This is a genomic window from Nonomuraea sp. CA-143628 (assembly GCF_050942315.1).
Taxonomy (GTDB): domain Bacteria; phylum Actinomycetota; class Actinomycetes; order Streptosporangiales; family Streptosporangiaceae; genus Nonomuraea.
Map to the genome: position 1 here is coordinate 7192962 of NZ_CP192072.1, position 24860 is coordinate 7217821.

The 24860-nt window shown below is 71.6% G+C and carries 23 protein-coding genes; 6 read left to right on the forward strand and 17 right to left on the reverse strand.

Going from position 1 to position 24860, the window contains the following annotated elements; genetic code table 11:
- Position 1: 1 nt before the first annotated feature.
- The 3 genes from ACQP2T_RS33010 to ACQP2T_RS33020 form a co-directional block, all read right to left on the reverse strand.
- Positions 2 to 514, reverse strand: coding sequence for an FHA domain-containing protein (locus ACQP2T_RS33010; protein WP_357953004.1), 513 nt, complete (start codon positions 512 to 514; stop codon positions 2 to 4).
- 293 nt (positions 515 to 807) lie between these two features.
- The gene (locus ACQP2T_RS33015) at positions 808 to 3312 is read right to left on the reverse strand and encodes a sugar phosphate nucleotidyltransferase (RefSeq protein ID WP_393480114.1); all 2505 of its coding nucleotides are present in this window, start codon (positions 3310 to 3312) and stop codon (positions 808 to 810) included.
- Between the two features lie 4 nt (positions 3313 to 3316).
- Complete coding sequence (locus tag ACQP2T_RS33020; protein WP_357953009.1) at positions 3317 to 3898, reverse strand: CDP-alcohol phosphatidyltransferase family protein; 582 nt, start codon at positions 3896 to 3898, stop codon at positions 3317 to 3319.
- A gap of 246 nt (positions 3899 to 4144) precedes the next feature.
- Here ACQP2T_RS33020 and ACQP2T_RS33025 point away from each other — a divergent pair, with 246 nt between their 5' ends.
- Positions 4145 to 5518 (forward strand): MFS transporter, encoded by a 1374-nt coding sequence (locus tag ACQP2T_RS33025; protein WP_433508805.1) that lies wholly within the window; start codon positions 4145 to 4147, stop codon positions 5516 to 5518.
- A gap of 627 nt (positions 5519 to 6145) precedes the next feature.
- On the opposite strand, the gene ACQP2T_RS33030 is transcribed toward ACQP2T_RS33025, so the two are convergent.
- The 4 genes from ACQP2T_RS33030 to ACQP2T_RS33045 are packed head-to-tail and all read right to left on the reverse strand — an operon-like array spanning position 6146 to position 10026.
- On the reverse strand, positions 6146 to 6988 hold the full coding sequence (locus tag ACQP2T_RS33030) for a GNAT family N-acetyltransferase (protein WP_433508806.1): 843 nt from the start codon (positions 6986 to 6988) through the stop codon (positions 6146 to 6148).
- The gene (locus ACQP2T_RS33035) at positions 6985 to 7572 is read right to left on the reverse strand and encodes a phosphoribosylanthranilate isomerase (protein ID WP_433508807.1); all 588 of its coding nucleotides are present in this window, start codon (positions 7570 to 7572) and stop codon (positions 6985 to 6987) included. The genes ACQP2T_RS33030 and ACQP2T_RS33035 overlap by 4 nt, the downstream gene beginning before the upstream one ends.
- Positions 7573 to 7627: 55 nt before the next feature.
- Positions 7628 to 8350, reverse strand: a complete 723-nt coding sequence (locus ACQP2T_RS33040; protein ID WP_433508808.1) for a response regulator — start codon at positions 8348 to 8350, stop codon at positions 7628 to 7630.
- Positions 8347 to 10026 (reverse strand): sensor histidine kinase, encoded by a 1680-nt coding sequence (locus tag ACQP2T_RS33045; RefSeq protein WP_433508809.1) that lies wholly within the window; start codon positions 10024 to 10026, stop codon positions 8347 to 8349. The genes ACQP2T_RS33040 and ACQP2T_RS33045 overlap by 4 nt, the downstream gene beginning before the upstream one ends.
- 185 nt (positions 10027 to 10211) lie before the next feature.
- Between ACQP2T_RS33045 and ACQP2T_RS33050 the strand changes: the two genes are divergently transcribed.
- Together ACQP2T_RS33050 and ACQP2T_RS33055 are read left to right on the forward strand one after the other, a co-directional pair.
- Entirely contained in the window at positions 10212 to 10802 is a 591-nt protein-coding gene (locus ACQP2T_RS33050) for a class I SAM-dependent methyltransferase (protein WP_433508810.1), read from the forward strand.
- Positions 10803 to 10828: 26 nt separating this feature from the next.
- A complete protein-coding gene (locus ACQP2T_RS33055; RefSeq protein ID WP_433508811.1) occupies positions 10829 to 12010 on the forward strand; it encodes an acyl-CoA dehydrogenase family protein in 1182 nt (393 codons plus the stop codon).
- Positions 12011 to 12190: 180 nt separating this feature from the next.
- Here ACQP2T_RS33055 and ACQP2T_RS33060 read toward each other — a convergent pair whose 3' ends face one another.
- The 9 genes from ACQP2T_RS33060 to ACQP2T_RS33100 form a co-directional block, all read right to left on the reverse strand.
- Positions 12191 to 12982 (reverse strand): enoyl-CoA hydratase/isomerase family protein, encoded by a 792-nt coding sequence (locus ACQP2T_RS33060; RefSeq protein ID WP_433508812.1) that lies wholly within the window; start codon positions 12980 to 12982, stop codon positions 12191 to 12193.
- Complete coding sequence (locus ACQP2T_RS33065; protein WP_433508813.1) at positions 12979 to 13893, reverse strand: alpha/beta hydrolase; 915 nt, start codon at positions 13891 to 13893, stop codon at positions 12979 to 12981. Before ACQP2T_RS33065 ends, ACQP2T_RS33060 begins: the two co-directional genes overlap by 4 nt.
- A gap of 9 nt (positions 13894 to 13902) precedes the next feature.
- A complete protein-coding gene (locus ACQP2T_RS33070) occupies positions 13903 to 14589 on the reverse strand; it encodes a gamma-glutamyl-gamma-aminobutyrate hydrolase family protein (RefSeq protein WP_433508814.1) in 687 nt (228 codons plus the stop codon).
- A 127-nt stretch (positions 14590 to 14716) separates the two neighbouring features.
- Entirely contained in the window at positions 14717 to 15940 is a 1224-nt protein-coding gene (locus ACQP2T_RS33075; RefSeq protein ID WP_433508815.1) for a cytochrome P450 family protein, read from the reverse strand.
- A complete protein-coding gene (locus ACQP2T_RS33080; protein ID WP_433508816.1) occupies positions 15937 to 17133 on the reverse strand; it encodes a cytochrome P450 in 1197 nt (398 codons plus the stop codon). The genes ACQP2T_RS33075 and ACQP2T_RS33080 overlap by 4 nt, the downstream gene beginning before the upstream one ends.
- Positions 17130 to 17726 (reverse strand): GTP-binding protein, encoded by a 597-nt coding sequence (locus ACQP2T_RS33085; protein ID WP_357645266.1) that lies wholly within the window; start codon positions 17724 to 17726, stop codon positions 17130 to 17132. The genes ACQP2T_RS33080 and ACQP2T_RS33085 overlap by 4 nt, the downstream gene beginning before the upstream one ends.
- Positions 17704 to 18060 carry a DUF742 domain-containing protein gene (locus tag ACQP2T_RS33090; protein ID WP_357953033.1) on the reverse strand — a complete coding sequence of 119 codons (357 nt, stop codon included), beginning with the start codon at positions 18058 to 18060 and terminating at the stop codon, positions 17704 to 17706. The genes ACQP2T_RS33085 and ACQP2T_RS33090 overlap by 23 nt, the downstream gene beginning before the upstream one ends.
- Positions 18057 to 18455: a roadblock/LC7 domain-containing protein gene (locus ACQP2T_RS33095; protein ID WP_357953035.1), complete on the reverse strand. Its 399-nt coding sequence runs from the start codon at positions 18453 to 18455 to the stop codon at positions 18057 to 18059. The genes ACQP2T_RS33090 and ACQP2T_RS33095 overlap by 4 nt, the downstream gene beginning before the upstream one ends.
- Positions 18456 to 18469: 14 nt before the next feature.
- Positions 18470 to 20104: an ATP-binding protein gene (locus ACQP2T_RS33100; RefSeq protein ID WP_433508817.1), complete on the reverse strand. Its 1635-nt coding sequence runs from the start codon at positions 20102 to 20104 to the stop codon at positions 18470 to 18472.
- Between the two features lie 501 nt (positions 20105 to 20605).
- Between ACQP2T_RS33100 and ACQP2T_RS33105 the strand changes: the two genes are divergently transcribed.
- Together ACQP2T_RS33105 and ACQP2T_RS33110 are read left to right on the forward strand one after the other, a co-directional pair.
- Positions 20606 to 21100: a CAP domain-containing protein gene (locus ACQP2T_RS33105; protein ID WP_433508818.1), complete on the forward strand. Its 495-nt coding sequence runs from the start codon at positions 20606 to 20608 to the stop codon at positions 21098 to 21100.
- 320 nt (positions 21101 to 21420) lie between these two features.
- Complete coding sequence (locus ACQP2T_RS33110) at positions 21421 to 22539, forward strand: globin domain-containing protein (protein WP_433508819.1); 1119 nt, start codon at positions 21421 to 21423, stop codon at positions 22537 to 22539.
- A gap of 282 nt (positions 22540 to 22821) precedes the next feature.
- Here the strand turns inward: ACQP2T_RS33110 and ACQP2T_RS33115 are convergent, their stop codons facing one another.
- Positions 22822 to 23640, reverse strand: coding sequence for a helix-turn-helix domain-containing protein (locus ACQP2T_RS33115; RefSeq protein ID WP_433508820.1), 819 nt, complete (start codon positions 23638 to 23640; stop codon positions 22822 to 22824).
- Positions 23641 to 23780: 140 nt separating this feature from the next.
- On the opposite strand from ACQP2T_RS33115, the gene ACQP2T_RS33120 reads away from it, so the two are divergent.
- Positions 23781 to 24860 (forward strand): WD40/YVTN/BNR-like repeat-containing protein, encoded by a 1080-nt coding sequence (locus ACQP2T_RS33120; protein ID WP_433508821.1) that lies wholly within the window; start codon positions 23781 to 23783, stop codon positions 24858 to 24860.

A 24860-nucleotide genomic window follows, 5' to 3' on the forward strand; every position in this document is an offset into this window, starting at 1 on the left:
CTCATGCGCCGGCGGCGGTCCGCATCAGGAAGACGAGGCGGAACTTGCCGATCTGCACCTCGTCACCGGAGTGCAGCGGCACCTCCTCGATGCGCTCCCGGTTGACGTAGGTGCCATTGAGGCTGCCCACGTCGCGCACGGAGAACTGGCCGCCGCGAAGGCGGTAGAACTCCACGTGCCGCCGGGAGACCGTGATGTCGTCCAGGAAGATGTCGCTCTCGGGATGGCGCCCCGTGGTGGTGAGCTCCTTGTCGAGGCGGAAACGGCTCCCCGCGTTGGGCCCCCTGGTCACGGTGAGCAACGCCGTGCCAGGCGGCAGCTGCTCCACCAGCGCGCGCTCGGCGAGGAGCATGTCACCGGTCTCAGCCTCGTACGCCTCGATTCCCGCGACAGAGATCGTCGATGTGGTGTCCCCGGCGACCTCGGTCCTGGTCAGCGGTGACCCACAACGGGAACAGAAACGGGCATCCTCGGGGTTGGCGTGCCCGCACTGCGTGCAGTAGACGCTCGGCATCGATCGGCTCGGCCTCCTACCGCGAAGACGCGGCAACGGGGATCTGGGCGCGCCTCGCTTCGCTCTTCAAGTTTACGAATGCCGCAACCTACGCTGATCAGCGGCAAAGGTCAAGGCGGGGCGCTGGACGACGGGTTCGGACGGTGACAAAGTTACCGCCGCCCGCGCCCCAAGGTCCATGCCGCCGCGCGTTTCTACATTACGATCTTGCACGTTCCGGCGCCACCGATCCGCCAGTGTCACCCTCCGTGATGATTCCATACGATTTGCCGTACGGATTTCGGTCCCGAGGCTCAGGAGGCCGCCTCCTCGACCACGCGGGCCCAGTGCTCCAGGAGCGACTGCGCGGTGTCCACGTCGGCGGCCTCGGCCCACAGATCGGTGACCGGCTCGGTGGCGGCGGGCAGGATCAGCACCCAGCTCCCGTCCTCGGCGGCCACCCGTACCCCGTCGGTGGTGTCGACGCGGCAACCGTCCGGCTCGGCCTCGGCGGCCTCGATGACCGAGCGCATGACGGCGCCCTTGGCCGCCCACGGGGTCGGCACCGTACGCTTGAGCAGCTTGGCCTCGGGGATGCGCGCGTCGATCTGGCTGAGCGAGAGCCGGGTGCGGGCGACCAGGCCGAGCAGCCGCATGAACGCCGCGACCCCGTCGATCGCCGGACCGAACTCGGGCACCACGAAGCCGCCCCTGCCGTCGCCCGCGAAGATCATGTCTTCGTCCACCGCGGCCGAGGTGAGGGCGTCGACCGCCGTGGAGGTCCAGCGCACCTGCACGCCGTGGAAGCGGCAGACCTGCTCGGCGACCCTGGTGGTGGTGACGGGCAGCGCCACGCGGCCGGTCCTGCGCTCGGCGGCGATCAGGTCGAGCACGACGAGCAGGGCCCGCTCCTCGCCGATCAGCTGGCCCATCTCGTCCACCAGCGCGATGCGCTCCCCCACGGGGTCGAACCGCACCCCGAAGGCCGCCCTGGAGGAGCTCACGAGCTCCGACAGGCGCTGCAGGTCCCTGCGGCGCTCGGCGAACGTCTCCGTGGGCGAGATGTCGTCCAGGCGGGCGTTGACGGTGAGCACGTCGACGCCGACCCGGCCGAGCAGCGTGGGCAGGACCAGTGCGGAGGTCCCACCGGCGCAGTCGACGACGACCTTCATGTCCCTGATGCCGGTCATGTCGACACAGCGCAGCAGCTCGTACGCGTAGTCCTCGACCGCCCTGGCGGGAAAGCGGAGCTCGGCGATCTCGCCGGGGAAGGCGCGCCGGAACTCCTGGCGGGAGAAGACGCGCTCCAGCTTGCGCTGGGCGGCCGGAGGCAGGTCGGCGCCGCGGTCGTCCATGATGACGATGTCGATGCTCTGCGGGTCGCCGGCCGTGGTGCGCAGCGCGATGCCGCCCGCGGCCGACTCCCTGGCCGTGTGGAAGCGGGCCACCGGCAGCGGCGCGGCCTCCAGGTCGAGGACGTTGATGGCGCTGGCGTTGAGCGCGCCGATCACGGCCCGCTTCAGCGCCCTGGCGGCCAGCGAGGAGTCGCGCGAGGTGACGACGTGCTCGCCCTTCTTCAGGGTGGTGGCGTACGCGCTGGCCAGCCGTACGCACAGCTCGGGGGTGATCTCCACGTTGACCAGGCCGCTGACGCCGCGGGGGCCGAACAGGCTGCGCTGGCCGCGCGACTCCCAGATGACGCTGGTGTTGACGACGGCGCCGGCCTCGATGGTCTTGAAGGGGTAGACCTTGACGCCGCTGGAGACGTACGCCTCGGGCTCGATGACGCACTCGTCGCCGATGACGGCGTTCTCCTCGATGCGGGCCCCGGCCATCACGTCGGTGCTCTTGCCGATCACGCAGCCGCGCAGGTGGCTGCCGGGGCCCAGGTAGACGTTGTCGTGGACGACCGCCCGGTGCAGGAAGGCGCCTTCGCGCACGACCGTGTTGTTGCCGAGCACGGTGTATTCGCGCAGCTCGGCACCGGCCTCGACCTTGGCGTACGCGCCGACGAGCAGCGGGCCCTTCAGCACCGCGTCGGGGTCGACCGAGGCCGACTCGGCCACCCAGACGCCCGGCGAGACCTCGAAGCCGCCGATGTCCACGGCGACCCGGCCGGACAGAGCGTCGGCCTGGGCCTTGAGGTAGCTCTCGTGGGTGCCGACGTCCTCCCAGTAGCCCTCGGCGACGTAGCCGAAGATGGGGGCGCCGCGCTCCAGCAGGGTGGGGAAGACGTCGGCAGACCAGTCGACGGGCTCTCCCGAGGCGACCGCGTCGAGGACCTCCGGCTCCATGATGTAGATACCGGTGTTGACGGTGTCGGAGAAGACCTGTCCCCAGGTGGGCTTCTCCAGGAAGCGCTGGACCCGGTTGCCCTCGTCGACGATCACGATGCCGAACTCGAGGGGGTTGGGCACCCGTTTCAACCCGATAGTAACAAGCGCCGAATTTTCACGATGAAAACGGACCATATCCGACAAATCGATATCGGTCAGGGCGTCACCGGAGATCACCAGGAATCGGTCATCGCGCAGGCGGGCCGCGGCGTTCTTCACGCTGCCCGCCGTGCCCAGCGGAACGTCCTCGGTGGCGTATTGCAGGCTCATGCCGAGTTCGTCGCCGTCGCCGAAGTAGTTGCGCACGAGCGCGGCCAGGAACTGGAGGGTGACCACGGTCTCGGTGATGCTGTGCCGTTTGAGCAGCCGCAGCACGTGCTCCATGATCGGGCGATTGACCACGGGCAGCAGGGGCTTGGGCTGGTTGGCCGTCATCGGACGCAGCCGAGTGCCCTCTCCACCCGCCATGACGACCGCCTTCACCCGATCACTCCTCCTTGGCCGCGGTTACGAGCCGTCGTACCTGTACCCCATACAGCACCCCCGACCACCAGTACAGGCCCGTTCCCCAGAGCGCAAAGGCCCACCCGACAATTCGTGCTATATCGGCATACCACCCAGTGTGGGAGGCAAGGAAGAGCAGAGGGAAGGCGTACATCAGGTTGAACATGGCGGCCTTGCCCAGAAAATGCACCTGAAGTGCCTTGTAACCGCTCTTCCGAAGTACGGGAAAGAAACACGCGACGAAGAGTTCGCGACCCAGGATGATCGCCACCAGCCACCAGGGAATGACGTCGCGCACCAGCAGCGCCAGGATCGTGGCGAAGACATAGAGCTTGTCGGCGGCCGGGTCGATGATCCGGCCGAGCCTGCTCATCTGGTTGAAGGCGCGAGCGATCTTGCCGTCCAGCCAGTCGGTGAATCCGGCGACCGCGAGCACGAGGATCGCCCAGGCGTCCGCCTTCGGCCCCAACACCAGCCAGAGGAAGACAGGAACGCCGAGGAGGCGCAGGAAGCTCAGCAGGTTCGGAACCGTCCAGATCCGGTCCTCGGCGGAAGTTTCGCTCACGCTGCCGACCCTACTGCGTCGGCTTTCTCCGCAGCGGGGTAGGCAGCGGCTCGTCCTTCCCGGCGGCACTCCCTCTGCGGCACTCCCGGCGACCTGGCGGCACTCCCGACGGCCTTCCCGGCAACTTTCCCGCCGGCACTCCCCGCGGCTCTCTCAGCGGCTCCCCTGCGGCTCTCTGGGCGACGCCACGCGCATCGGCGCGTCGCGAGAGGTTAGCGTCGGCCCTCACCGCGCAGGTGTAGTGGGATGAAGCGGAACATCCTGATCGTGATGTGCGCGGGCCTGTTCGTCGTCCTGCTGGACGTGACCATCGTGAACGTGGCGCTGCCGTCCATCGCGGCCGACGGGCACGCCGGGCTCTCCGACCTGCAGTGGGTGGTCGACGGCTACCAGATCGCGTTGGCCGGGCTGCTGCTGACGGGCGGCACGCTGGGCGACCGCTTCGGACACCGGCGGGTGGTGCTGGCGGGGTTCGCCCTGTTCGGCGTGGCGTCGGCGGGCTGCGCGCTCGCGCCGGGCGTCGGGGCGCTGGTGACGGCGCGGGCGGTGCAGGGCGTGGGCGCCGCGCTGCTCCTGCCGGGCACACTGGCGGTCATCACCCGGACCTTCCCCGGCGAGCGGGAACGGGCCAGGGCCATCGGGGTCTGGGCCGCGGTGGGCAGCGCGGCCCTGCCCGCCGGGCCGCTGCTCGGCGGGGTGCTGATCCAGGCGTTCGGCTGGCCGTCGATCTTCGCCGTCAACGTGCCGATCATCCTGATCATCTTCGTGGCGGTACTCCGGGTCGCTCCGGCCGACGAGCCCGAGCGCCGGCCGATCGACCTGCCGGGCACTGTGACGGGCGCGGGGACGCTGCTGGTCCTGACGTACGCGGTGATCCAGGCGGGGCGTGACGGGCCCGACTGGCGGCTGTTCGGGGTCGCCGCGGCGCTGCTGGCCGCGTTCGTGGTGATCGAGAGCCGGCGGGAGGCACCGATGCTGCCGCTGGGGCTGCTGCGACGCCCCTCGATCGCGGTCGGCACGATCGGCTCGGCGACCATGAACTTCGGGATCAACGGCATGATGCTGCTGATCACCCTGTACCTCCAGGGCGTGCTGCGGCTGTCCCCGATGACGGCGGGCGCGGCGCTGCTGCCGCTGTTCGTGCCGCTGGCGCTGCTGTCCGCCCCGTTCGGGCGCCTGGCCGGCCGGTACGGGCCGCGTCCCGTCATGGTCGCCGGGCTGGTGGTCCTGGCCGTGGGCATGGGGCTGCTGCTCCTGGTACGGCCGGCCACGCCGTACCTGGTGCTGCTCCCGGCGCTGGCCGTCATCGGACTCGGCGCGGCGCTGCTGACGCCGAGCGTGGTCGCCCTGGCCATGAGCGACCCGCCGCCCGGCAGGGAGGGGCTGGTGAGCGCGATCAACAACACCGCCCGGCAGGCGGGCGGCGCGATCGGCGTCGCGGTCTTCGGCGCGATGGCGGGCGCTCCCGGCGGGCCCCGCTTCATCGGCGGGCTGCACGGGGCGGCGGTGGTGGCGGGAGTGGCCTACCTCGGTGTGACGGCCCTGACCCTGACCCTCGGCCTCACCACCCGCCACCGCCCCACAACCCCCTCGTCCGAACGCTCCCAGACCCGCACCTGACAACTCCAGGCCCGCCTCTGACCGTCCGCCCCAAGACCCGCGTCTGGCCACCCCAGACCCGAGGCTGGTCACCACGCGCCCGCATCTGACCACCCGCCCCAGGTCCCGCGTCTGACCGCCGGCACCAAGCCGTCCGTCCCGGCCTGCCCCGGGCCAGACCGCACCACCCGAGATCCGCCACCGCCCGAAACCGCCATCGAGAGCCTCCACCACTGGCGGTCGAGTCCCGACGGCTGGGTCCCGCCAGCCGTGACCGGTGGGCCGGGGTCAGCAAGGGTCGGTCAGCCGGAGGGACGGTTGGCCAGGGTCCGTCAGTCGTGGTCAGCCGGGCGGGGTCAGCCCGAGGCGTGACGTCGGTCTGAGGCGGTCGGCCTGGGTTGGCCGGAGGCGGCCGGGGTCAGTCGGCTGGAGGCGGCTACGCGGAGGCGGCCGAGATCAGTCAGCCGGGTGAGTCGGGATCGGTTGGCCGGAAGGACGTCAGGTCGGCCGGAGGCGGTGAGGTCGGCCGGGCGGAGTCGGCCGGGCGGAGTCGGCCGGGCGGAGTCGGCCGAGATCAGCCGGCCCGGTCAGTCAAGGTCCGACGGCCGGAGGGACGGCTGGCCGGAGGCGGTCGGCCTGGGCGGGCGGTCAGGCGCGCAGGAAGCTGTGGGTGTGGCCCACCGGCTCGAAGCCGAGCCGTTCGTAGAAGTCCTTGGGCCAGTCGTCGGCGTCGGCCAGCAGGAACACCAGCTCGCTGCCGGCCGCCTCGGCGAGCAGCGCCCTCATCAACGTGCGGGCGTGCCCCCGGCCCCGGTGGCGGTCCCCCGTGTAGAGGTCCTCGATCTGTGTGACGGCGCCGTTGCGGTAGATGTCGGCTCGGGCGGCGAGTTCGCCGTCCTCCGTCCGTACGCCGCGGAAGCCCACCGTGTCGGCGCCGCGCAGCCGCTCCTCCATGCGCCTGGCGAGCTGGTCGATCACGTCGTCGGTGGCCTCTGGCAGCGTCTCGCGCCAGCCGGCCCGGAGCGTGGGCAGCAGCGCGGGCAGGTCGAGGTGCTCCACGGGTGCCGCGTCGTGCGGGAACGCGCCGCGGAAGACCATGACCAGGTTCGTCTCGTGCGTGTAGCCCGCGGCCTCGAAGGCGGGCGCGTACGCCCGGCCCAGGCGGTCGTCGTCGACGTTGACCAACCGGTGGGCGTACCCGGCGAGCACCTGGTCGGCCGCCTTCAGCGCCGCGCCGGGGTCGTCGCCGGACCAGATGACGAGCTTGTTGTCGTCGTACGAGCCGGGGTAGCGGTCGTTGAGCACGGCGAACCCGCCGGGCACCTCGACGGTCCGCCCCGCCTTCCGCCGGGTGAAGTCGTGCGTGAAGGCGACGCTTCGGGCGAAGTCATGCGCGAAGGCGGCACTACGCGCGGAGTCGGGCGTTAACTCGACACTTCTGGTGAAGTCATCCTGAGACCCGGCCTCCGTGCCGCCGAATCCACCGGTCATGAGCGAGCCGCCGTGATGAAGCGTCTGATGAGGTCGGAGTCCTTCACCCCGGGCGCCACCTCGACCCCGCTGGACACGTCCACGCCCCACGGCGCCGCGGCGGCTACGGCCTGGGCGACGTTGGACGGGTCGAGGCCGCCCGCGAGCAGCCAGTGCCCCGAGGGGCGGCCGCGTACCGCCGCCCAGTCCCACGGCTCGCCGGAGCCGGGGCGGGGCGCGTCGACGATGAGCAGGTCCTCGTCGTAGGCGCCGCAGCGCAGGTCGGCCTCGGCGTCGACGGCCCTGACCAGGGTGTGGCCGAGATCCTTCAGCGCGGTGAAGTCGCCGTGCGGATGCCGGCCGTGCAGCTGGACGCCGCGCACCCCGGAGGCGAGCGTGGCGGCGCGGACGGCCTCTGGGGTCTCGCCGCGGAACACGCCGACGGTGAGGACGTGGGCGGGGACCGCCGCGGCCAGCTCGGCGGCCCGCTCCGGGGTCACCTGACGAGGGCTTCGGGTCAGCACGAAGCCGATGGCGTCGGCGCCCGCCTCGACGGCGGCCGCCACGTGCTCGGGCTCGCTCAACCCGCAGATCTTCACGTACACACCGTCGACCCTAACGGCGAACGGCGGCGACCGGGACCCTCGAAAAGCGCGCGGGTCAGCCCAGGGGATCGCCTGGGGGGCCGCCGCGGGAGTGGCGGAAGGGCTGGCGCAAGGGGTGGTGTACCGGGCGGAAGGCCGCGTCCACCAGGCCGGTACGGTAGGCGACGACGGCGGCCTGGATCCGGTTGCGCAGCCCCAGCTTGTCCATGGCGGCGGCGACATGGGACTTGACCGTGGTGACGCCGACGCCCAGCTCCTCGGCGATCTCCGCGTTGGACAGGCCGGTGCCGACCAGCGCCAGCACCTCCAGCTCGCGGTCGGTGAGCCCGGCGGGAACCGGTACGCTCGCCGCCTCCTCGGCGGCCAGGAAGCGGGCGACCACCCGGCGCAGCACCGAGGGGGCCAGGAGCTGCTCGCCGGTCGCGGCCCTGCGTACGGCGTCGACCATGCGTTCTGGCTCGTCGTCCTTGACCAGGAAGCCGACGGCGCCCGCGCGCAGGGCGGCGTAGACGTTGGAGTCCTCGGCGAACGTGGTGAGCACGACGATCCTGGCGGCCGGCCGCGCCAGCAGGATCCGTCTGCTCGCCTCCAGCCCGTCGACCCTGGGCATGCGCAGGTCCATCAGGATCACGTCGGGCAGGTGGAGCTCGGCCAGGCGTACGGCCTCGGCGCCGTCCACGGCCTCGGCCACGACCTCCATGTCGCCCGTGACCTGCAAGAGCATGCGCACGCCCGCGCGTACCAGCGCCTGGTCGTCGGCGACCAGCACGCGGATCACGCGCCACCTCCCGTGAGGCCGCCGGTGAAGCGCTCGGTGACGCACCCTGTGCGCCCGACCACGTACTCGGCGGCGTGCGGCTCCGTGATGTGCGGGGCGGTGGGCATGGTCGCGGTGAGCAGCCAGCCGCCGTCCTGGTCGAGGCCCGCGGTCAGCGTGCCGCCGAGCGCGCGGACGCGCTCGCGCATGCCGGCCAGGCCGCGGCCGGACGAGGGCAGGCGTTCGATGGTGGTGGGCGGGGAGCCGTTGCGTATGTGTACGGTCAGCCCTTGGCCGGCGGAGGTGACGGCGACGCTCACCTGAGTGCCGGGACCGGCGTGCTTGAGCACGTTCGTGAGACCTTCCTGGACGATGCGGGCCGCGGAGGCGCGGGCCACGAGGGGGGTGTGCGCGGTGGCGGGGTCGAGCTCCAGCTCTACCTGGAGGCCGGCGGCGGTCATCCGCTCGGCGGACTCGCGTATGAGGGCCGCGGGGTCGGCGGCCATGTCGGGGCGGCGGCCGGGGTCGCGCAGCACGTCGAGCAGCCCGCGCAGGTCCTCCAGCGCCTGGTGGCCGGTCTCGCGGATGTCGGCCAGCGCGTCGGCGACCGGCCCCTCGGGGGCGGCGTAGCGGGCGGCGCCGGCGCGCAGGACCATCGCGCCCACGTGGTGGGCCACGATGTCGTGCACCTCGCGGGCGATGTTCTCGCGCTCGAGGAGCTGGTCGGCGCGTACCTGGGCGACCGCCAGCCGCGCCGACTCGCGCAGCCGCAGCCCCTCGGCCTCGGCGGCCGCCTGCCGTACGCCCAGGTAGCGGCCGATCGCGACGGGTGTGGTCACCAGGGCCATCAGGACGGCGACGCGGAACGCGGTGACCTCGGTCGAGTCCTGAACGATCGCGATCGAGGCGAGCATGGTGCAGGTCACGTAGGTGACCGTGATCCAGGCCCAGGAGGCGATCCGCATCGCGAACACGCAGAGCGCGATCAGCGTCAGGATCAGGCAGGTGGTGACCGTGTCGTTGAGATACTGGTCGGCGGCGATCAGCAGCACGCTCTGGAACATGAACACCAGTCCGGGAAAGCGCCGCGCGACCCCGAGGGAGAGCCCGCCCAGCACCGCGAGCAGTCCCACGACCCAGACCGGCTGGGTGCCGTTGTGCCAGTCGGTCCAGGTGCTCAGCACCGTGAAGGCCACTCCGCCGCCGGCCAGCAGCACGTCCGGGGTGAGGTCGGCGTCCCGCAGCCGCCCGGCGGGGCCGCGCAGGTAGGCGCCGATGAGGACGGGCAGGGCGGGGACGAGCACCGAGTACATCCACGCGTTCGAGGTGAACGCGATGCCCGGATCGGCCAGGTTGACCGCGGTCGCGGCGATGGCCGCGCCCAGCGCCAGGCAGGTCGCCCGCCGGCCCGAGCGGTAGGCGACCAGGCCGACGGAGACGCAGAGCAGCATCTGGGCGGTGTTGGAGGTGAACGACCCCACCTGGTCGGTGAAGACGAGGAAGGCGGCCAGGTAGAGGCTCACCGCCAGGGGCGCCCGCCTGACCAGGCCCATGGGCGCGCCCACGCCCACGGCCATCGGGATCACCTCGTTGCCCGGCAGCAGCGCGGAGCCGCCGCCCTTGGCCGACAGCAACACGTCGAGAGCGGTCCCCGCGGCCGCGAGCACAAGGTCGAGCGGCACTCCACGCCATCGCATGCGCACACGGTATCCGGGTGGCGCGCACCCGCCGGACCTCCCGCCGGACCTACAGCCGGACCTCCCGCCGAAGCCCGCCGCAGCCCGCTGCTCCTCCCCCCGGAGGAGGCGGTCTCCTCCAAGTGGCCGCAGCTTCGTCCCTTGGGGGGACGAAATCGGGGCGAGAACTCCCTTACGTTTGTGGTATGCCCAATGACACCGCAATGTTCCTCGGCCAGTTCCTGCGCGCTCCGGCCACCATCGGGGCGCTCGCGCCCAGCTCACGGTGGCTCGCGACGGCGGTCTGCGCGCCGGTCCCGGAACGCGGCGAGCCGACCGTGGTCGAACTCGGCCCGGGTACAGGGCCCTTCACCGCCGAGATCCAGCGCCGGCTGGGCGGGCGCGGCCACCACTTGGCCGTGGAGGTCAACCAGTCGCTGGCGGCGTTGCTGGCCGAGCGGTTCCCCACCGTGGATGTCGCGAACGACGACGCGACCGACCTGCGCCGCCTGCTCAGCGAGCGCGGCCTGCGGCAGGCGGACGCGGTGGTCAGCGGGCTGCCCTGGGCGGCCTTCCCCGAGGATCTGCAGCGCCGGCTGCTCGGCGCGGTGGCCTCGACGCTGAGCCCGGCGGGGGCGTTCACCACCTTCTCCTACATCCACGCCGTCCCGCTGAACTCGGCGCGCCGCTTCCGGGCGCTGCTGGCCGAGCGGTTCGAGGAGGTCGTTCGGGGCCGTACGGTGTGGCGCAACGCGCCTCCGGCGTTCGTGTTCCACGCCCGCCGGCCGCGACCCTGAACAGAACTTACTTCTACAATGGTGTGATGGATTTCACGCTTCCCGAAAGCGCCCTGGCCGTCCAGCGCGGCATCGGCGACATCTGCGCACGTTATGACCTTGATTATTGGCAGCGGTGCGAGGCGGACAAGCGCTGGCCGGAGGAGGTCTGGGCGGAGCTGGCCAAGGGCGGGTGGCTGGGTCTGGCCGTGCCCGAGGAGTTCGGCGGGGGCGGCCAGGGGCTGCTGGAGCTGGCGGTGGCGACGGAGACCCTGGCCGCCTCGGGGGCGGCGGGCGGCTCGGCGTTCACGTACGTGCTGACGCCCGGGTTCGGCGCGCTCACCCTCGCCAGGCACGGCACGGCCGAGCAGCGGGCGGAGCTGCTGCCCCGGCTGGCCACGGGCGAGGTGGAGACGTGCTTCGCGCTGACGGAGCCGGACGCGGGCTCCAACTCGCTGGCGATCACGACGGCGGCCCGGCGCGACAGCGACGACTACGTGATCAAGGGTCAGAAGATCTGGATCACCGGCGTGCAGCGGGCCACCTGGATGCTGCTGGTCACCAGGACCGTCCCGGCGGCCGAGGCCAGGCCGCGTACGCACGGGCTGACGGTCTTCCTGGTGAACGTGCCGGAGGCGGTGGCGGCCGGGCGGCTGTCGTACCAGCCGATCCCGAAGCTCGGCGCCAACACCACGCCGTCGAACATGGTGTTCATCGACGACCTCCGGGTGCCCGCCTCCAGCGTGGTGGGGCAGATCGACCAGGGCGCGGCGGTGCTGTGGGACATCCTCAATCCCGAGCGGGTGCTGCTCGCCGCCTCCGCGCTCGGCGGGGCCGAGGTCGCGTTGCGGGTCGCGGTGCAGTACGCCAAGGAGCGCGAGGTGTTCGGCCGGCCGATCGGCGCCAACCAGGCGATCGCGTTCCCGCTGGCCCAGGTCAAGGCCAAGATCGAGCTGGCCCGCCTGATGATCTACAAGGCGGCGTGGTCGTTCGACCGGCGCCTGCCGTGCGGCACCGAGGCCAACATCGCCAAGCTCACCGCCTCACAGGCGGCGTGGGAGGCGGCCGACGCCGCGTTCCAGACGCACGGCGGGATGGCGTACTCGCTGGAGTATCCGGTGGCCAGGCTGCTCACGGACGCCCGCATCGGGAAGGTGGCGCCCGTGACGGAGGAACTGCTGCTCAACTACCTCGCGACCCAGGTGCTCGGGCTGCCGCGCAGCTTCTGACCATCGACGGTGTGGCCGATCTGCCACGCGCACCAGCGACCGGCGCGGGCCGCGGCTTCGTCTCCCGGGGCGGCGTTCTCGGCCTCGGCGGACAAGCCCGGTCCGGCACTGGTGCGGCAGCAGCCCCTCCACACCGTCCAAGGGTCACGCCTACCCTGGGCGCGCGGGTGAAACCGCAGGTCAGCCGAACTCCGGTGACCGTTTCTCGCGCACCGCCCGCACACCCTCCACCACGTCGGGGCCGCTGAAGCCGAGGAACTCCATGGCGAGCGAGGCGTCGAAGGTGGGCCCGGCCATGCGCAGCCAGTTGTTCAGGGAGTATTTGGTGAGGCGGATGGCCTCCTGGGAGCCGGCCGCGAGCCGCACGGCGATCTCCATCGCCTTGTCGTGCACCTGGTCGTCGTCGACGCACAGGCTCACCAGGCCCATCCGCTCGGCCTCGGCGCCGGTGACGGGCTCGCACAGCAGCAGGTGGTATTTGGCCTTGGCCAGCCCGCACAGCAGCGGCCAGATGATCGCGGCGTGGTCGCCCGCCGCGACGCCGAGCCTGGTGTGGCCGTCGATGATGCGGGCGGTGCGCCCGGCGACGGAGATGTCGGCCAGCAGGGCGACGGCCAGCCCGGCGCCCACCGCGGGCCCCTGGACGGCCGAGACGATCGGCTTGGCGCAGTTGAGCACGTTGTAGACGATGTCGCGGGCCTCGCCGAACACGCGCAGCCGGGTGGCGTGGTCGCGGGTCATCTCCTCGATCATCGACAGGTCGCCGCCGGCGGAGAACGCCTCGCCCTCTCCCCTGACGACCACCGCCCTGACGGAGTCGTCGCGGTCGACGTCGCGCCAGATCTCGGCCAGCTCGCGGTGGCCGGTCATGTCGACGGCGTTGCGCCTGCGCGGCTCGCTGATCGTGATCCGCAGCACGCCGTCGGCGGGCGTGTCGATCTTCAGCTTCTCGTACGCGCTCCGGTACGTCACAGGGCCTCCCGCAATCGCTCGGCCACGTAATCGCGGGCCTCCACGGCCTGGTCGAACAGGCCGGGCAGGCCGAAGAAGCCGTGGATCGCCCCGTCGAACCTGCGCGTCTCGACGGGCACCCCGGCCTCGGCCAGCCGCGCGCCGTAGCGCTCGCCGTCGTCGCGGAGCACGTCGTATTCGGCGGTCACCACGGTCGCGGGCGCCAGCCCTGCGAAGGACGGCAGCCGCATCGGGGACAGCCGCGGATCCGCCGGGTCGGCCTGGCCGGCGTAGGTGCTCAGGAACCACGCGAATTCCTCGGCGTCGAGGCCGAGGCCCGTGGCGAACTCGGTGTAACTGGGGGAATCCATGGCCGCGTCGAGCGCCGGGTAGATGAGCACCTGGTGGGCCAGGCTCAGGCCGGCGTCGCGGGCCTGCCAGGCGGCCACGGCGGCGAGGTTGCCGCCGGAGCTCTCGCCCATCACCGCGACGCCGCCGTCGCACTGGTAGAAGGCGGGGCGGGCGAAGATGTCGCGCACCACGGTCCAGGCGTCGTCGGCCGCGGCCGGGAACGGGTGCTCGGGGGCCAGCCGGTAGTCGACGGAGACGACCACCGCGCCGGTGCGGATGGCCAGGTCGCGGCCGAGCGCGTCGCTGCGCTTGATGCCGCCGCTCACCCAGCCGCCGCCGTGGAAGAAGACCACCACGGGCAGCGCCCCGTCGCCCCGGTCGGCGCGGTAGACGCGGATGGGCACGTCCTCGGCGCTCTCGTCGCGGACGAAGGGCAAGTGGGTGAGCGGCCCGCGCTGGAGCGCGAGGTCGTCCCGGGCCCGGGCCTCCTGGATCCCGGCCAGGTCCATCCCGGCCGGGCCGGGGCCGGGATCGGACATGTAGCGCTCGATGAAGTCCTGCGCCTGGGGGTGCAGTGGCATGATCGAAGCCTAGCGGGCCGCCTCCACGAGCGCATCGAAGAGCCGCCCGTCCTCGGCCCGCTCCGGGTGCCATTGCACGCCGACCCCGAACCGGTGGCCCTGCAGCTCGATGCCCTCGATGATCTGGTCCTCGGCCCAGGCCACGGCCAGCAGCCCGGTGCCCAGCCTGCGTACGGACTGGGTGTGCGGCGCGACCACCTCGACCTTGTCGCCCACCGCCTTGCCGAGCTTGCTCGACACGCTCACCTGGATGACGTGCGGCGTGCCCGGCTCGGCGTGCCGCTCGTTGTCGAGCACCTCGGGCAGCCAGGAGATCAGCGTGCCGCCCTGGGCGACGTTCAGCACGTGCATGCCGCGGTCGATGGCCAGGATCGGCACGTCGGCCTGTACGGCGGCGCGGGCCAGGGCCAGCTCGAACCTGTCACGGTGGCCCTGCGCCTCGGGCACCCGCTCGTCCTGCTCCTCGCCGTAGGCGCTACCGCCCACCTCGACCCCGCCGGCCAGCACCACGCCCCGTAGCCCTCGTACGTAGTCGCCGATCGCGTGCAGGTTCAGCGGCGGCAGCACCACGGGGGCGCCCCCGGCGCGCTCGACGGCCTTGGCGTAGGACGGGGGCGACAGCACCGCCTCCCGCACCCAATCGCCCCAGCGGGCGGCTTCGAAGTAGGCGGTGATGCCGATCAGCGGTCGGGGCATGCGATCTCCAGGGTGCCTGGTGGAGTACGTGCCGCCGCCGGTGGTGACGACGGCCGCACGCCCATCATGGCGTACACCATTTCGGTTATGTCACCTCTCCTGAAGATCCCTGCTGCATAAGGGGTATTCACGGCACCGTGAGAAGGACCGGCAGCTCCGCCGCGGAGTTGGAGAACAGGGACGGTACGGGGACCAGGGCCGCGGGCGGGACGGCCAGCGACAGGCCCGGAAAGCGGCGGAAGAGGGCGGGCAGCGCCTCGGTGGCCTCCAGGCGGGCCAGCGGGGCGCCCAGGCACAGGTGGGGACCGCCGCCGAAGGCCAGGTGCCTGCGCTGCTCGCGGGTGATGTCGAACCGCGCGGCGTCCTGGCCGTGGTGCGCCTCGTCGCGCCCCGCCGCGCTGTACGGGGCCAGGATGGCCTCTCCGGCCGGGATGGTGACGCCGGCGATCTCGATGTCCTCCAGCGGGTAGCGGGCCATGAAGTTGCCGATGGGCGCGTCCCAGCGCAGCGTCTCCTCCACCACGGCCGACCAGGTCTCCTCGCCGCCGGCGACCGCCAGTGCGCGCTGGTCCGGGTGGGTGAGCAGGGCGCGGGCGCCGTTGACGATCAGGCTGAGCGTGGTCTCGTGCCCGGCGGCCAGCATCAGCCACATCGTGCCGACCAGTTCCTCGTCGGTGAGCCGCTCCGGGTCGTCGCGCTGGGCGGCGATCAGCGCGCTGATCAGGTCGTCGCCGGGCTCGGCGTGCCGCGCGGCGACGAGCCGGTCGAGCAGCAGGTAGATGTCGCGCTGGGTCTTGAGCACCTCTTCCGGGGCGGTGGTGGAGCGGAAGATGCTGTCCACCAGCTCCCGCAGTTCCGGGCGCTCCTCCTCCGGCACGCCGACGAGCTCGCAGATCACCTGCATCGGCACCGGGTAGGCGAAGTGCTTGCGCAGGTCGACGGTCCCGTCGGCGGCCGCGTGCGACGGCAGGTCGTCGAGCAGCCCGCCGACGATCCCGGCGATGCGCGGCCGCATGGCCTGGACGCGCCGCGGCGTGAGCGTCTGGGTGACGAACTTGCGCAGCCGGTGGTGCTCCCGCCCGTCCGCGGTGACCATGTTGGTGACCTTGACCATGCCGATGAGCGGCCAGTCGTCGGTGATGCGGCCGTCACGGACGGCCGTCCAGTTGTGCCAGTCCTTGCTGACCCTGCGGTCGGTCAGCAGGTCGGCCAGCAGCGCGTGATGGGTGACCGACCACGCCTCCACGCCGCCCGGCAGGACGACGCGGACGACGGGGCCCAGCTCCCGCAGCCGGGCGGCCTCGCCGTGGTGGTCGGTCCCGGCGGGGTCGAGGGTGACTACTGGGATCATGAACGGTCTCCAAGCGCGCGGAAGTGGACGGGCAGCGATGCGGGGCAGCGGGTCCACGGTGACGGGTGCGGGGTCAGCTCCGCGGCGTCCACGGACAGGCGCACGTCGGGCAGCAGGTGCAGGGCCGTCTCCACCGCCGTGCGGGTGATGAGCCGGGCGGGGACAGGGGCCGGGCAGACGTGCGGGCCGGCGCTCCAGGCCAGGTGGGCGCGGTTGCCCAGCTCGATCTCCGTCGCGCCGCCGTGGACGCGCGGGTCGTCGTTGGCCGCCCCCAGGCCCAGGACGAGCGCGTCACCGCGGGCGATGCGCCGGCCGCCCAGCTCGGTGTCGCGCAGGGCGTACCGGGCGGGCATGTTCGTCATGGGCGGGTCGCGCCAGAGCACCTCGTCCAGCGCGTCGTCGACGCCCAGGCGCCCGCCGCGCACCCGGCCGGCGAAGCGCGGGTCGGTCAGCATGAGCCGGAAGGTCTGCGCGATCCACGTGGTCGTCGTCTCCTGCCCGGCGGAGATCATCACCACCATCGACTGGAGCACCTCGGCCTCGTCGCGCAGGTCGGCGTGGGCCAGGAAGTGGCTGGTCAGGTCGTCGGACGGGGTCTCCTTCCTGGCCCGCAGCAGGCCGCCGAGTATCTCCTCGAACTTCTTGTTGCCGGCCTGGGAGTCCTCGGCGCTGCCGAACAGGGCGCGCAGCGCCGCCAGCAGCTCGTGGCCCTGGCCGGTGTCGAGGCCGAACAGCCCGGCGATGGCCAGCATCGGGACGACGGCCGCGTAGTCGCCGACCAGGTCGGCGCTGCCGCGCTCGGCGAAGCCATCGATGAGCTCGCGGCACATGGTCTCGACGGAGCGGCGCATGCGGCGCTGGTCGATCGCGGCGACCCCGTCGTCGATCGGGCGGCGCAGGCGGCGGTGCTCGGCCCCGTCGGCGCCGATCACGTTGGGCCGCCAGAACATCATCGGCCCCAGTCCCGAGTCGGGCGGCACGACGCCTTCCTGGAACAGCCGCCAGTTGCGGGCGTCGCGCGAGTACAGCTTCTCCTGCCGGGTGATGGTCAGCAGTTCGTGGTATCCCATGACCAGCCAGGCGCCGACGCCCGGCTCCAGCTCCACCCAGGCCACGTCGCCCCATTCGCGGCGCAGCCCGCGGAAGACGCCGCGCGGGTCGGGGCAGGTCGTGGTGGCGGACAGAGGGATCATGAGGGGCCCTTCTGCAGGGCGAGCGCGTGCTCGACGAGGGTGATCAGCGCGTCCACCGAGGAGGAGCGGCTTCTGGCGTCGCAGTTCACGATGGGCGTGCCGGGCTCCAGGTCCAGGGCTTCCCGCAGCGCCTGCGCGCTGTGGTCGGCGGAGTCGGGGAAGTGGTTGACGGCGACGGCGAAGGGCAGGTCGCCGCGGAGTTCGAGCTGGTCGATGACCTCGAAGCTGCCCTCGATGCGGCGGGTGTCGACCAGGACGAGCGCGCCCACGGCACCCTCGCCGAGCCCGGCCCACAGGTCCCAGAAGCGCCGCTGGCCGGGCGTGCCGAACAGGTAGAGCGCGGTGTACGGGCTGAGCGTGATGCGGCCGAAGTCCATGGCCACGGTGGTCGTGGTCTTGCCCTCCAGCCCGGCCAGGTCGTCCACGCCGACGCTGGCCTGCGTCATGGTCTCCTCGGTGCGTAACGGCTCGATCTCGCTGACCGCGCCGATCATCGTGGTCTTGCCGACACCGAAGTCGCCGACCACGAGGATCTTGACCGCCTGCTGCACGGTGTCGGGCAGGTAGCGGTCAGCTGAGCCGGCGGAGCCCATTGAGCACCTCCTGGAGGGTCGTCAGGTCGGGACGCCCGGCCTCCGGGATGCGGGAGCGGGCTATCAGGTGGCCGGAGTCGACCAGGTCGGAGGCTAAGATCCCGGCCACGCTCAGCGGCAGCTTGAGGTGTGCCGCCGCCTCCGCCAGCGACAGCAGCCGCCCGCACATGCGCAGCAGGTCGCGCGCCTGGCGGGTGGCCGAGGGCGGCAGGGGCTTGCCGGCGTCGGCCACGACGAGGAGGGTGTCGAGGCCGATGGTGTTGCGGGTGGGGCGGGCCCGGCCCTGGGTCAGCACGTAGGGGCGTACCGCGCTGTCGTGGTACTCGCCGCTCATTGCCGCGCGGCCCGGCGTGCGGGGGTGCTGAAGTTCCTCTCGCCGATCTTGATGACCTGGGCCTGCATCTGCTGCGCGATGAGCCGCGGGTCGACCACCGGATCGGTGATGACCACCAGATGAGAGCCGGATCCGGCCGCGCGGGCGAACAGGAAGCCGCCCTCGAAGCCCACCATCAGCTCCCTGACGGCCCTGTTGCCGCCGCCGAACTCGCGCCCCACGCTCTGGGCCAGCGACTGCAGCCCGGAGCAGGCGGCCGACAGGCGGTCGGCGACGTCCCGGTCCGTACCGGCCGAGCGGGCCTTCAGCAGGCCGTCGGAACTGAGCACGACCACGTGGCGGACCCCGGGGACCCAGACGACCTCGGCGATCATCCAGTCCTGATCTTGGTGCATCGGTACCCCGTTCGTCATCGCTCGTGGTTTTCCCCTGCGTCGGGGTCGTGGTCAAAGAAGGCGGCCATCCACTCGCCCGCCTGTTCCGGGGTGGCGGCCGGCTCGGCGGCCGGTCCCGCCGCGGTAAGCCGCTCGGAGCCCGCCTCGCCACGGCGTGAGCGCCTGCGCGGCAGCGCGCCGCCGCCCGCCGTGTCCTCCGTCGTGTCGCCCGTTCCGGCGACGTGCTCGCCCAGAGGGGCGGGCGCGTCCGGCACCGGCTCCTCCGGCACGGGCTCGTCCAGCGTGGGGTGGTCCTGGGTGAAGTGGTCATGGGTGAAGTGGTCCTGGGCCGGGTCGATCGGCCGGACCTCGTGGCGCGCGGGCCGGGCTCGGGGCGGCGCCTCGGCCGGCTCCAGCGTCTCCACGATCGGGCCGGGCACCAGGACGACCGCGCGCACCCCTCCGTACGGTGAGGGCAGCAGGTCGGCCAGGAACCCGTGGCGGCGTACGTAGTGCCCGATGACCGCGAGCCCGGTCTGCGGGATCTCCCCCACCTCGCCCACGTCGACGGAGCGGCGCCCGGAGACGATCTCGCGCGCCTGCTCCAGCTGGTGGTCGTCCATGCCGACGCCGCCGTCGTCGATCTCGATGACGGCGCCGCGCTGCACATTGCGCACCGCCACGAGCACCGTGGTCGCCGGCGGCGAGGACTGGGTGGCGTTGGCGAGCAGCTCGGCCACCAGGTGGATGAGCGGCTCGACCACGTGGGCCGCGACGGCGGTGTCCGGGTCGCCGGACACCTCCACCCGCTTGTAGGCGACGATCCTGGAGGAGGCGGCCCGCACCACGTCCACCAGCGCGAGCGGATTGGGCCACTGCTGTCCCGGCCACTCGCCGCACAGCACGGCGAGGCTCTGCGCGTGGCGCCCCTGCTGGGCGGCGGCGTGGTCGACCTGCATGCTGGTCTCGAGCACGTCCGGGTTACCCGGGTGGCGCTCGGCCATCACCGAGACGTTCTCCTGGATGCGGTGGGCGGAGGTCTGTACGCGGCGGGCCAGCGCCAGCAGGGCCAGCCGCAGCGACTCCTGCCGCTCGCGGTCCTGCTCGGCGGCCCCGCCCACCGCGTCGAGCACCTCTTCCAGCAGCTCGGCCGCGTCCTCGTCGAGCCCCTGGCTCTGGTACGGCGGGGGCACCGCCTCCTGGGCGATCACGGCCGGGATCCGCTTGTCCACCAGGTGCCTGACCGCCTCCTGCAGGGCCTTGGAGCGAGCCGCGACGTGCTTGCTCCACTGGGTGTTGCGCTGCTGGAGGTGGTGCTGGAACTCGGCCTCGCGCTGGTGCATGGCGCTCTCGCGGCGGCTCATCGTCCGCAGGGCCTCCTGGTGTGCCTGACGCAGCGCCGCCACGGCGGCCAGGCCGAGGAGCGAGAGCGCCGCTGCGCCGACGCACGCCCAGACGACGCCGGTGCGGCTGTCGAGGAGCAGGGCGGTGAAGGCGCAGCACGCGGCGACCACCGGCAGGGCCAGCGCGGCCGGCCAGAGCCACTGCGTCTGAGGAGCCGGGGTCGCCGGCGGCTGAGCGGCCGGCGTCGGCGGCTGAGGAGCGGGCCGCTGAGGTGACGGCGTCCGGCGCGCCGGAGCTTGGGGCGGTGGGGGTTGGGAACGAGCCATGGTCACCTTCGCGAACGGGCTGGAGTATGCGCTGGTCTCAAGCGGGAGGCGGCTACGGAGACCCCCTCTGCCGAAGCAAGCGGCACCTCCCCTTCCAGTCCGTTGCCTCTGCGTCACTCCCAGTGGCGACGCTTCCGCCAAGATCCGATTATTCCGACTCTACTGAATGAGTCAATCCATTCCCCGCCGCCTGTCAGATATATACCAAAGATGCATTTTATCCCGCTTTGTCAGGATATGTCCGTCTTGGCAGCGGCGGCGCGGCTGACAATTCCCGGCCGATCCTGTCAATGAATCGCGTCTTCATATCCGGCCAAGAATAGCCCGATAAGGTCCACCCGAAATGTCATCGTCATGAGATATGGGCCCCTACAACCCTTGTCCGGGCAAAACCCGTCGCCCACAATCCAGAGGACACCGCCGGACCACAGGAAGGAAACTCATCGTGCCTGCGAACAATGACGTATTCGCGTACGGCCCCTCGCAAACGAGGTGCTGAGCGTGGCCCGCTACCGCGCTCCCCTGCCGGACGCCACGAGCGCCGCCTTCCTCGCCGAGGCACTGGCCGAGGCCAATGCCCTCCGTGCCGAGCACCACGCCCCGCCGCTGGTCCTGGACCAGGAACTGGTCGAGTACGCCAGATCCCGCGCCGCGTCGCGATCGGAATATCCGGACACCGAGGCCGGGCACGACGGGTTACGGGACGGCACCGGGGAGAACCTTTTCTGGGGCGCCGGCTCGAAACAACGGCCGCTCGACGCGGGGAAGGCGGTTGCCGAATGGTACGAGGAAAACAAAGGCTACGACTTCACCGACCCGGAAAACGTCGCCGACTGCGGGCACTTCACCCAGCTGGTATGGAGGGAGAGCCGGCGGATGGGCGCCGGACGCGTGGCCGGACGGGGCCCGGATTTCTTCGAGACCTACATCGTCTTCGTTTTCGAGGCGCCCGGCAATAAGCCCGGCCACTTCGCGGAGAACGTACGTCCCGCCTGACTTCCGGCCCGGGAGCCGTGCCGCCGGCGGCTCCCCTCACCCCGATCACCCCAGTCACATATGCGAATAAGACACACTTTCACTTTTATGACCGAAATCTTCCCCACCTTGAACGCGGAAAATCACGTTATCGTCACGGAAAGTTTTGCTCCGCACTGTATCGGGGCGAAACGGTTGTGAGGCTCAGGAGGTGGTGTAAGACTCGAATTCGAGCGAGCAGTCGTGCCGGGGCCCGCAGCACGCTCATTACCCGGAGCCGTCAGGGAGGTGTTAACGACACGGCCGGAAGAATATTCCGGTCAAAGGGTGGGGTTAATTTCATGTCGTTGAATCCGCGCCTGGTAAAGGAGAGTTTCTCCGTCGTGGAGCCGGTGGCCGACAAGGCCGCCGCCTACTTCTACGGCCGGTTGTTCGCCGAGAGTCCGCAGCTGCGGGGCATGTTCCCCCCGGCCATGGACCTGCAGCGCGACCGGCTCTTCGGCGCTCTGACCCGCATCGTGTGGAGCCTGGACAGCCCGGCCAGCCTGGCGTCCTTCCTCGGCCAGCTCGGGCGGGACCACCGCAAGTACGGCGTGATCGCGGAGCACTACACCGCGGTCGGCAACGCCCTGCTCGCGACCATCAAGCGGTTCGCCGCCGACATCTGGAACGAGGAGATCGAGGCCGCCTGGGCGGCCGCCTACACCGCCGCCGCCAACCTCATGATCGAGTCGGCCGAGTCCGACTCCGGGGTCTCGCCCGCGTGGTGGCTGGCCGAGGTCATCGACCACGAGCTCCGCGCCCCGGACATCGCCGTCCTGACGCTGCGGCCGACGCAGCGCCTGCCGTACACGGCGGGCCAGTACGTCAACGTGCAGGTCTCGCGGTGGCCGCGCGTCTGGCGCACGTTCTCCATCGCCAACGCGCCGCGCCCGGACAACACGATCACGCTGCACGTGCGCTCGGTCCCCTGCGGCTGGGTGTCCACCACGCTGGCCAGGGACACCCGCATCGGCGACACGATCATGCTGGGACCGCCGATGGGCACGATGACACTGTGCGACCGCAGCTCGCGCGACGTGCTGTGCGTGGCGGGCGGCACCGGGCTGGCACCGATCAAGGCGATCATCGAGCACATCATCGCCTCGGGCCGCCGCCCCAACATCCACCTGCTGTTCGGGGCGCGGACGGCGGCGGAGCTGTACGACCTGCCCGACCTCATCCGGATGGAGTCGAGGTTCCCCTGGCTGCGGGTGCTGCCGGTGGTCTCCGGCCAGGCCGGCTACGAGGGGATGCGCGGCCGGCTGCCGGAGGTCACGCAACGCTTCCACTCGTGGGCCGAGCATGAGGTGTACGTGTGCGGGCCGTCCGGCATGGTCAGCGAGACGGTCCGGCGCCTGCGCATCGACGGCGTGCCACTGTCCCGCATCCACCGCGACATCGTGCAGGGAGAGCGCTGACGCGGCGACCACGACCGTCCGCCAGGTCTCCGTTCTTCCCCCTGCCACGACGGACCGTCCTCTTGGGGCACCCCTCCAGAGGACCTCGGCCACCACGGACCATCTCCTGTCGCTCTTCCGGAGGAGGTATCCGCCTATGGGGACTCCGACCACAACGGACCGCCTCTTTTCACTCTCCCGAAGGGGGGCATCCCTCCCCAAGGACCCCAACCACAACGGACCAGCACGCGAATGAGACGGTCGCGTGACGAGCCTGGCAACCGCACCAGACGCGGCGGCGCGCTACGAGGCGGCGGGCCGCTGGAACGCGGCGGCGGTCTCGTCGTCGTTGGGCCAGAACGTCTCGATGGCGAGCTCCGCGACCGTCACATCCAGGGGCGTGCCGAACGTGGCGATCGTGGTGAACATCGACAGGATCCGCGTGCCGTGCCTGATCCGCAGCGGCACCAGGAGGTCGCCGGGACCCGGCACGTGCGCCACGTTCAGATCCACCCCGGGATAGGTGTAGGCGGCCAGCTCATCATGCAGCTCGGCCAGCTGCCCCGAGCCCGACGCCTCCGCCTGCCTGCGCAGCTGGTGCAGCAGGTGGGCGCGTACCTCCGCCAGGTTGACCAACCGGCCGCCCATCGCCTCGGGGTGCAGCGACAGCCGCATCACGTTGACCGGCTCCTTGAGGAGCTCCGCGGGCACCCCGTCCATGAACAGAGCGGCCGCCGAGTTGGCCGCCACCAGGTTCCAGGCGGCGTCCACGACCAGCGCGGGGTAGGGCTCGTGCCCGGCGAGGATCTTGTCGAGCGCCTGCCGGACGACCTGCATCTCGGGGGCGCGTACCTCGCGTTCGGGGAAGAGCGGCGCGAACCCGGCCGCGACCAGCAGCCGGTTGCGGTGGCGCAGCGGCACCTCCAGCTCCTCCGACAGCTTCATCACCATCTCCCGGCTCGGCCGGGCGCGCCCGGTCTCCAGGAAGCTGACGTGGCGGGCCGACACCTCGGCCTCGATCGCCAGGTCGAGCTGGCTCACCCGCCGCCGCTGCCGCCAGGACCGCAGCAGCTCCCCGAACGATTCATCCCCCACTGCGAACGCGCCATTGACCGACCCCATACGGCAACGCTACCGACAGGAGGGAAGCGCGGCGATTACCTCACGCGTAATCGTGCGGCAAATCGCCCAGTCCTCGGCGCTCCTGGTCACGGCGTGGCACGATGGCCGGGAAGCGAACACGGGAGCGATGGGAGCTTGTTATGAGCGACGCAGTGCTCGCGATCGGCACCCGCAAGGGCCTGTTCCTCGCCCGCTCGACGGACGGCGGCCCGTTCGAGGTGGCGCCGATCCGGTTCTCCACGGTCGGCGTGACCTCGGTGGCGATCGACACGCGCGCCGCCACGCCGCGGATCCTGGCGGGCATCGAGTACGGCCACTTCGGCCCCTCGGTGATGTACTCCGACGACCTCGGCGAGACCTGGCAGGAGGCCGAGCGTCCCCCCATCGCCTTCCCCGAGAAGACGGGCGCGACCCTGACCAGGGTGTGGCAGCTCATGCCGTCGCCGGCCGAGCCCGAGGTGGTCTGGGCCGGGGTGGAGCCGGGCGCGCTGTTCCGCTCGGCGGACCGCGGTGTCACCTACGAGCTGGCCGAGGGGCTGTGGGAGCACCCGCACCGGCAGCACTGGCAGCCGGGCGGCGGGGGGCTGTGCCTGCACACGGTCGTGAGCCATCCCACCGACCCGAAGGTCATGGGCGTCGCGGTGTCGACGGGCGGCTTCTATCGCACCACCGACGGCGGCCTGTCGTGGGAGGCCGCCAACCAGGGCATCCGCGCGCCGTTCATGCCGGAGGGGCAGCAATATCCCGAATACGGGCAGTGCGTGCACAAGGTGGGCATGCACCCGTCCCGGCCCGAGCGGCTCTTCCTGCAGCACCACTTCGGCGTCTACCGCAGCGACGACTTCGGCGGGTCCTGGCACGACATCGGCTCGTCATTGCCGTCCGACTTCGGTTTCCCGATCGTGGTGCATCCCACCCGGCCCGACACGGTCTTCGTGCTGCCGCTGACCGCCGACATCGACCGCACGCCGGTCGATCACCGCTATCGGGTCTTCCGCAGCCAGGACGCGGGCGGCACCTGGCAGCCTCTGGAGGCCGGGCTGCCCGAGGGGCCGGTGCACGCGAGCGTGCTGCGTGACGCGATGACCGCCTCCGAGGCGGGGGTGTTCTTCGGCACCCGCGACGGCGAGGTCTACTGCTCGCGGGACGACGGCGGCACCTGGTCGACGGTCGTCCGGCACCTGCCCGACGTGCTCAGCGTGCGTGCGGCGGTGCTGTAG

Bases quoted from the DNA above. Each gene is read 5' to 3' on its own strand.
- ACQP2T_RS33010 (WP_357953004.1), bottom strand. From the start codon at position 514: ATGCCGAGCGTCTACTGCACGCAGTGCGGGCACGCCAACCCCGAGGAT.
- ACQP2T_RS33025 (WP_433508805.1), top strand. From the start codon at position 4,145: ATGAAGCGGAACATCCTGATCGTGATGTGCGCGGGCCTGTTCGTCGTC.
- ACQP2T_RS33030 (WP_433508806.1), bottom strand. From the start codon at position 6,988: ATGACCGGTGGATTCGGCGGCACGGAGGCCGGGTCTCAGGATGACTTC.
- ACQP2T_RS33045 (WP_433508809.1), bottom strand. From the start codon at position 10,026: ATGCGATGGCGTGGAGTGCCGCTCGACCTTGTGCTCGCGGCCGCGGGG.
- ACQP2T_RS33050 (WP_433508810.1), top strand. From the start codon at position 10,212: ATGCCCAATGACACCGCAATGTTCCTCGGCCAGTTCCTGCGCGCTCCG.
- ACQP2T_RS33055 (WP_433508811.1), top strand. From the start codon at position 10,829: ATGGATTTCACGCTTCCCGAAAGCGCCCTGGCCGTCCAGCGCGGCATC.
- ACQP2T_RS33065 (WP_433508813.1), bottom strand. From the start codon at position 13,893: ATGCCACTGCACCCCCAGGCGCAGGACTTCATCGAGCGCTACATGTCC.
- ACQP2T_RS33070 (WP_433508814.1), bottom strand. From the start codon at position 14,589: ATGCCCCGACCGCTGATCGGCATCACCGCCTACTTCGAAGCCGCCCGC.
- ACQP2T_RS33075 (WP_433508815.1), bottom strand. From the start codon at position 15,940: ATGATCCCAGTAGTCACCCTCGACCCCGCCGGGACCGACCACCACGGC.
- ACQP2T_RS33080 (WP_433508816.1), bottom strand. From the start codon at position 17,133: ATGATCCCTCTGTCCGCCACCACGACCTGCCCCGACCCGCGCGGCGTC.
- ACQP2T_RS33085 (WP_357645266.1), bottom strand. From the start codon at position 17,726: ATGGGCTCCGCCGGCTCAGCTGACCGCTACCTGCCCGACACCGTGCAG.
- ACQP2T_RS33090 (WP_357953033.1), bottom strand. From the start codon at position 18,060: ATGAGCGGCGAGTACCACGACAGCGCGGTACGCCCCTACGTGCTGACC.
- ACQP2T_RS33095 (WP_357953035.1), bottom strand. From the start codon at position 18,455: ATGCACCAAGATCAGGACTGGATGATCGCCGAGGTCGTCTGGGTCCCC.
- ACQP2T_RS33100 (WP_433508817.1), bottom strand. From the start codon at position 20,104: ATGGCTCGTTCCCAACCCCCACCGCCCCAAGCTCCGGCGCGCCGGACG.
- ACQP2T_RS33110 (WP_433508819.1), top strand. From the start codon at position 21,421: ATGTCGTTGAATCCGCGCCTGGTAAAGGAGAGTTTCTCCGTCGTGGAG.
- ACQP2T_RS33115 (WP_433508820.1), bottom strand. From the start codon at position 23,640: ATGGGGTCGGTCAATGGCGCGTTCGCAGTGGGGGATGAATCGTTCGGG.
- ACQP2T_RS33120 (WP_433508821.1), top strand. From the start codon at position 23,781: ATGAGCGACGCAGTGCTCGCGATCGGCACCCGCAAGGGCCTGTTCCTC.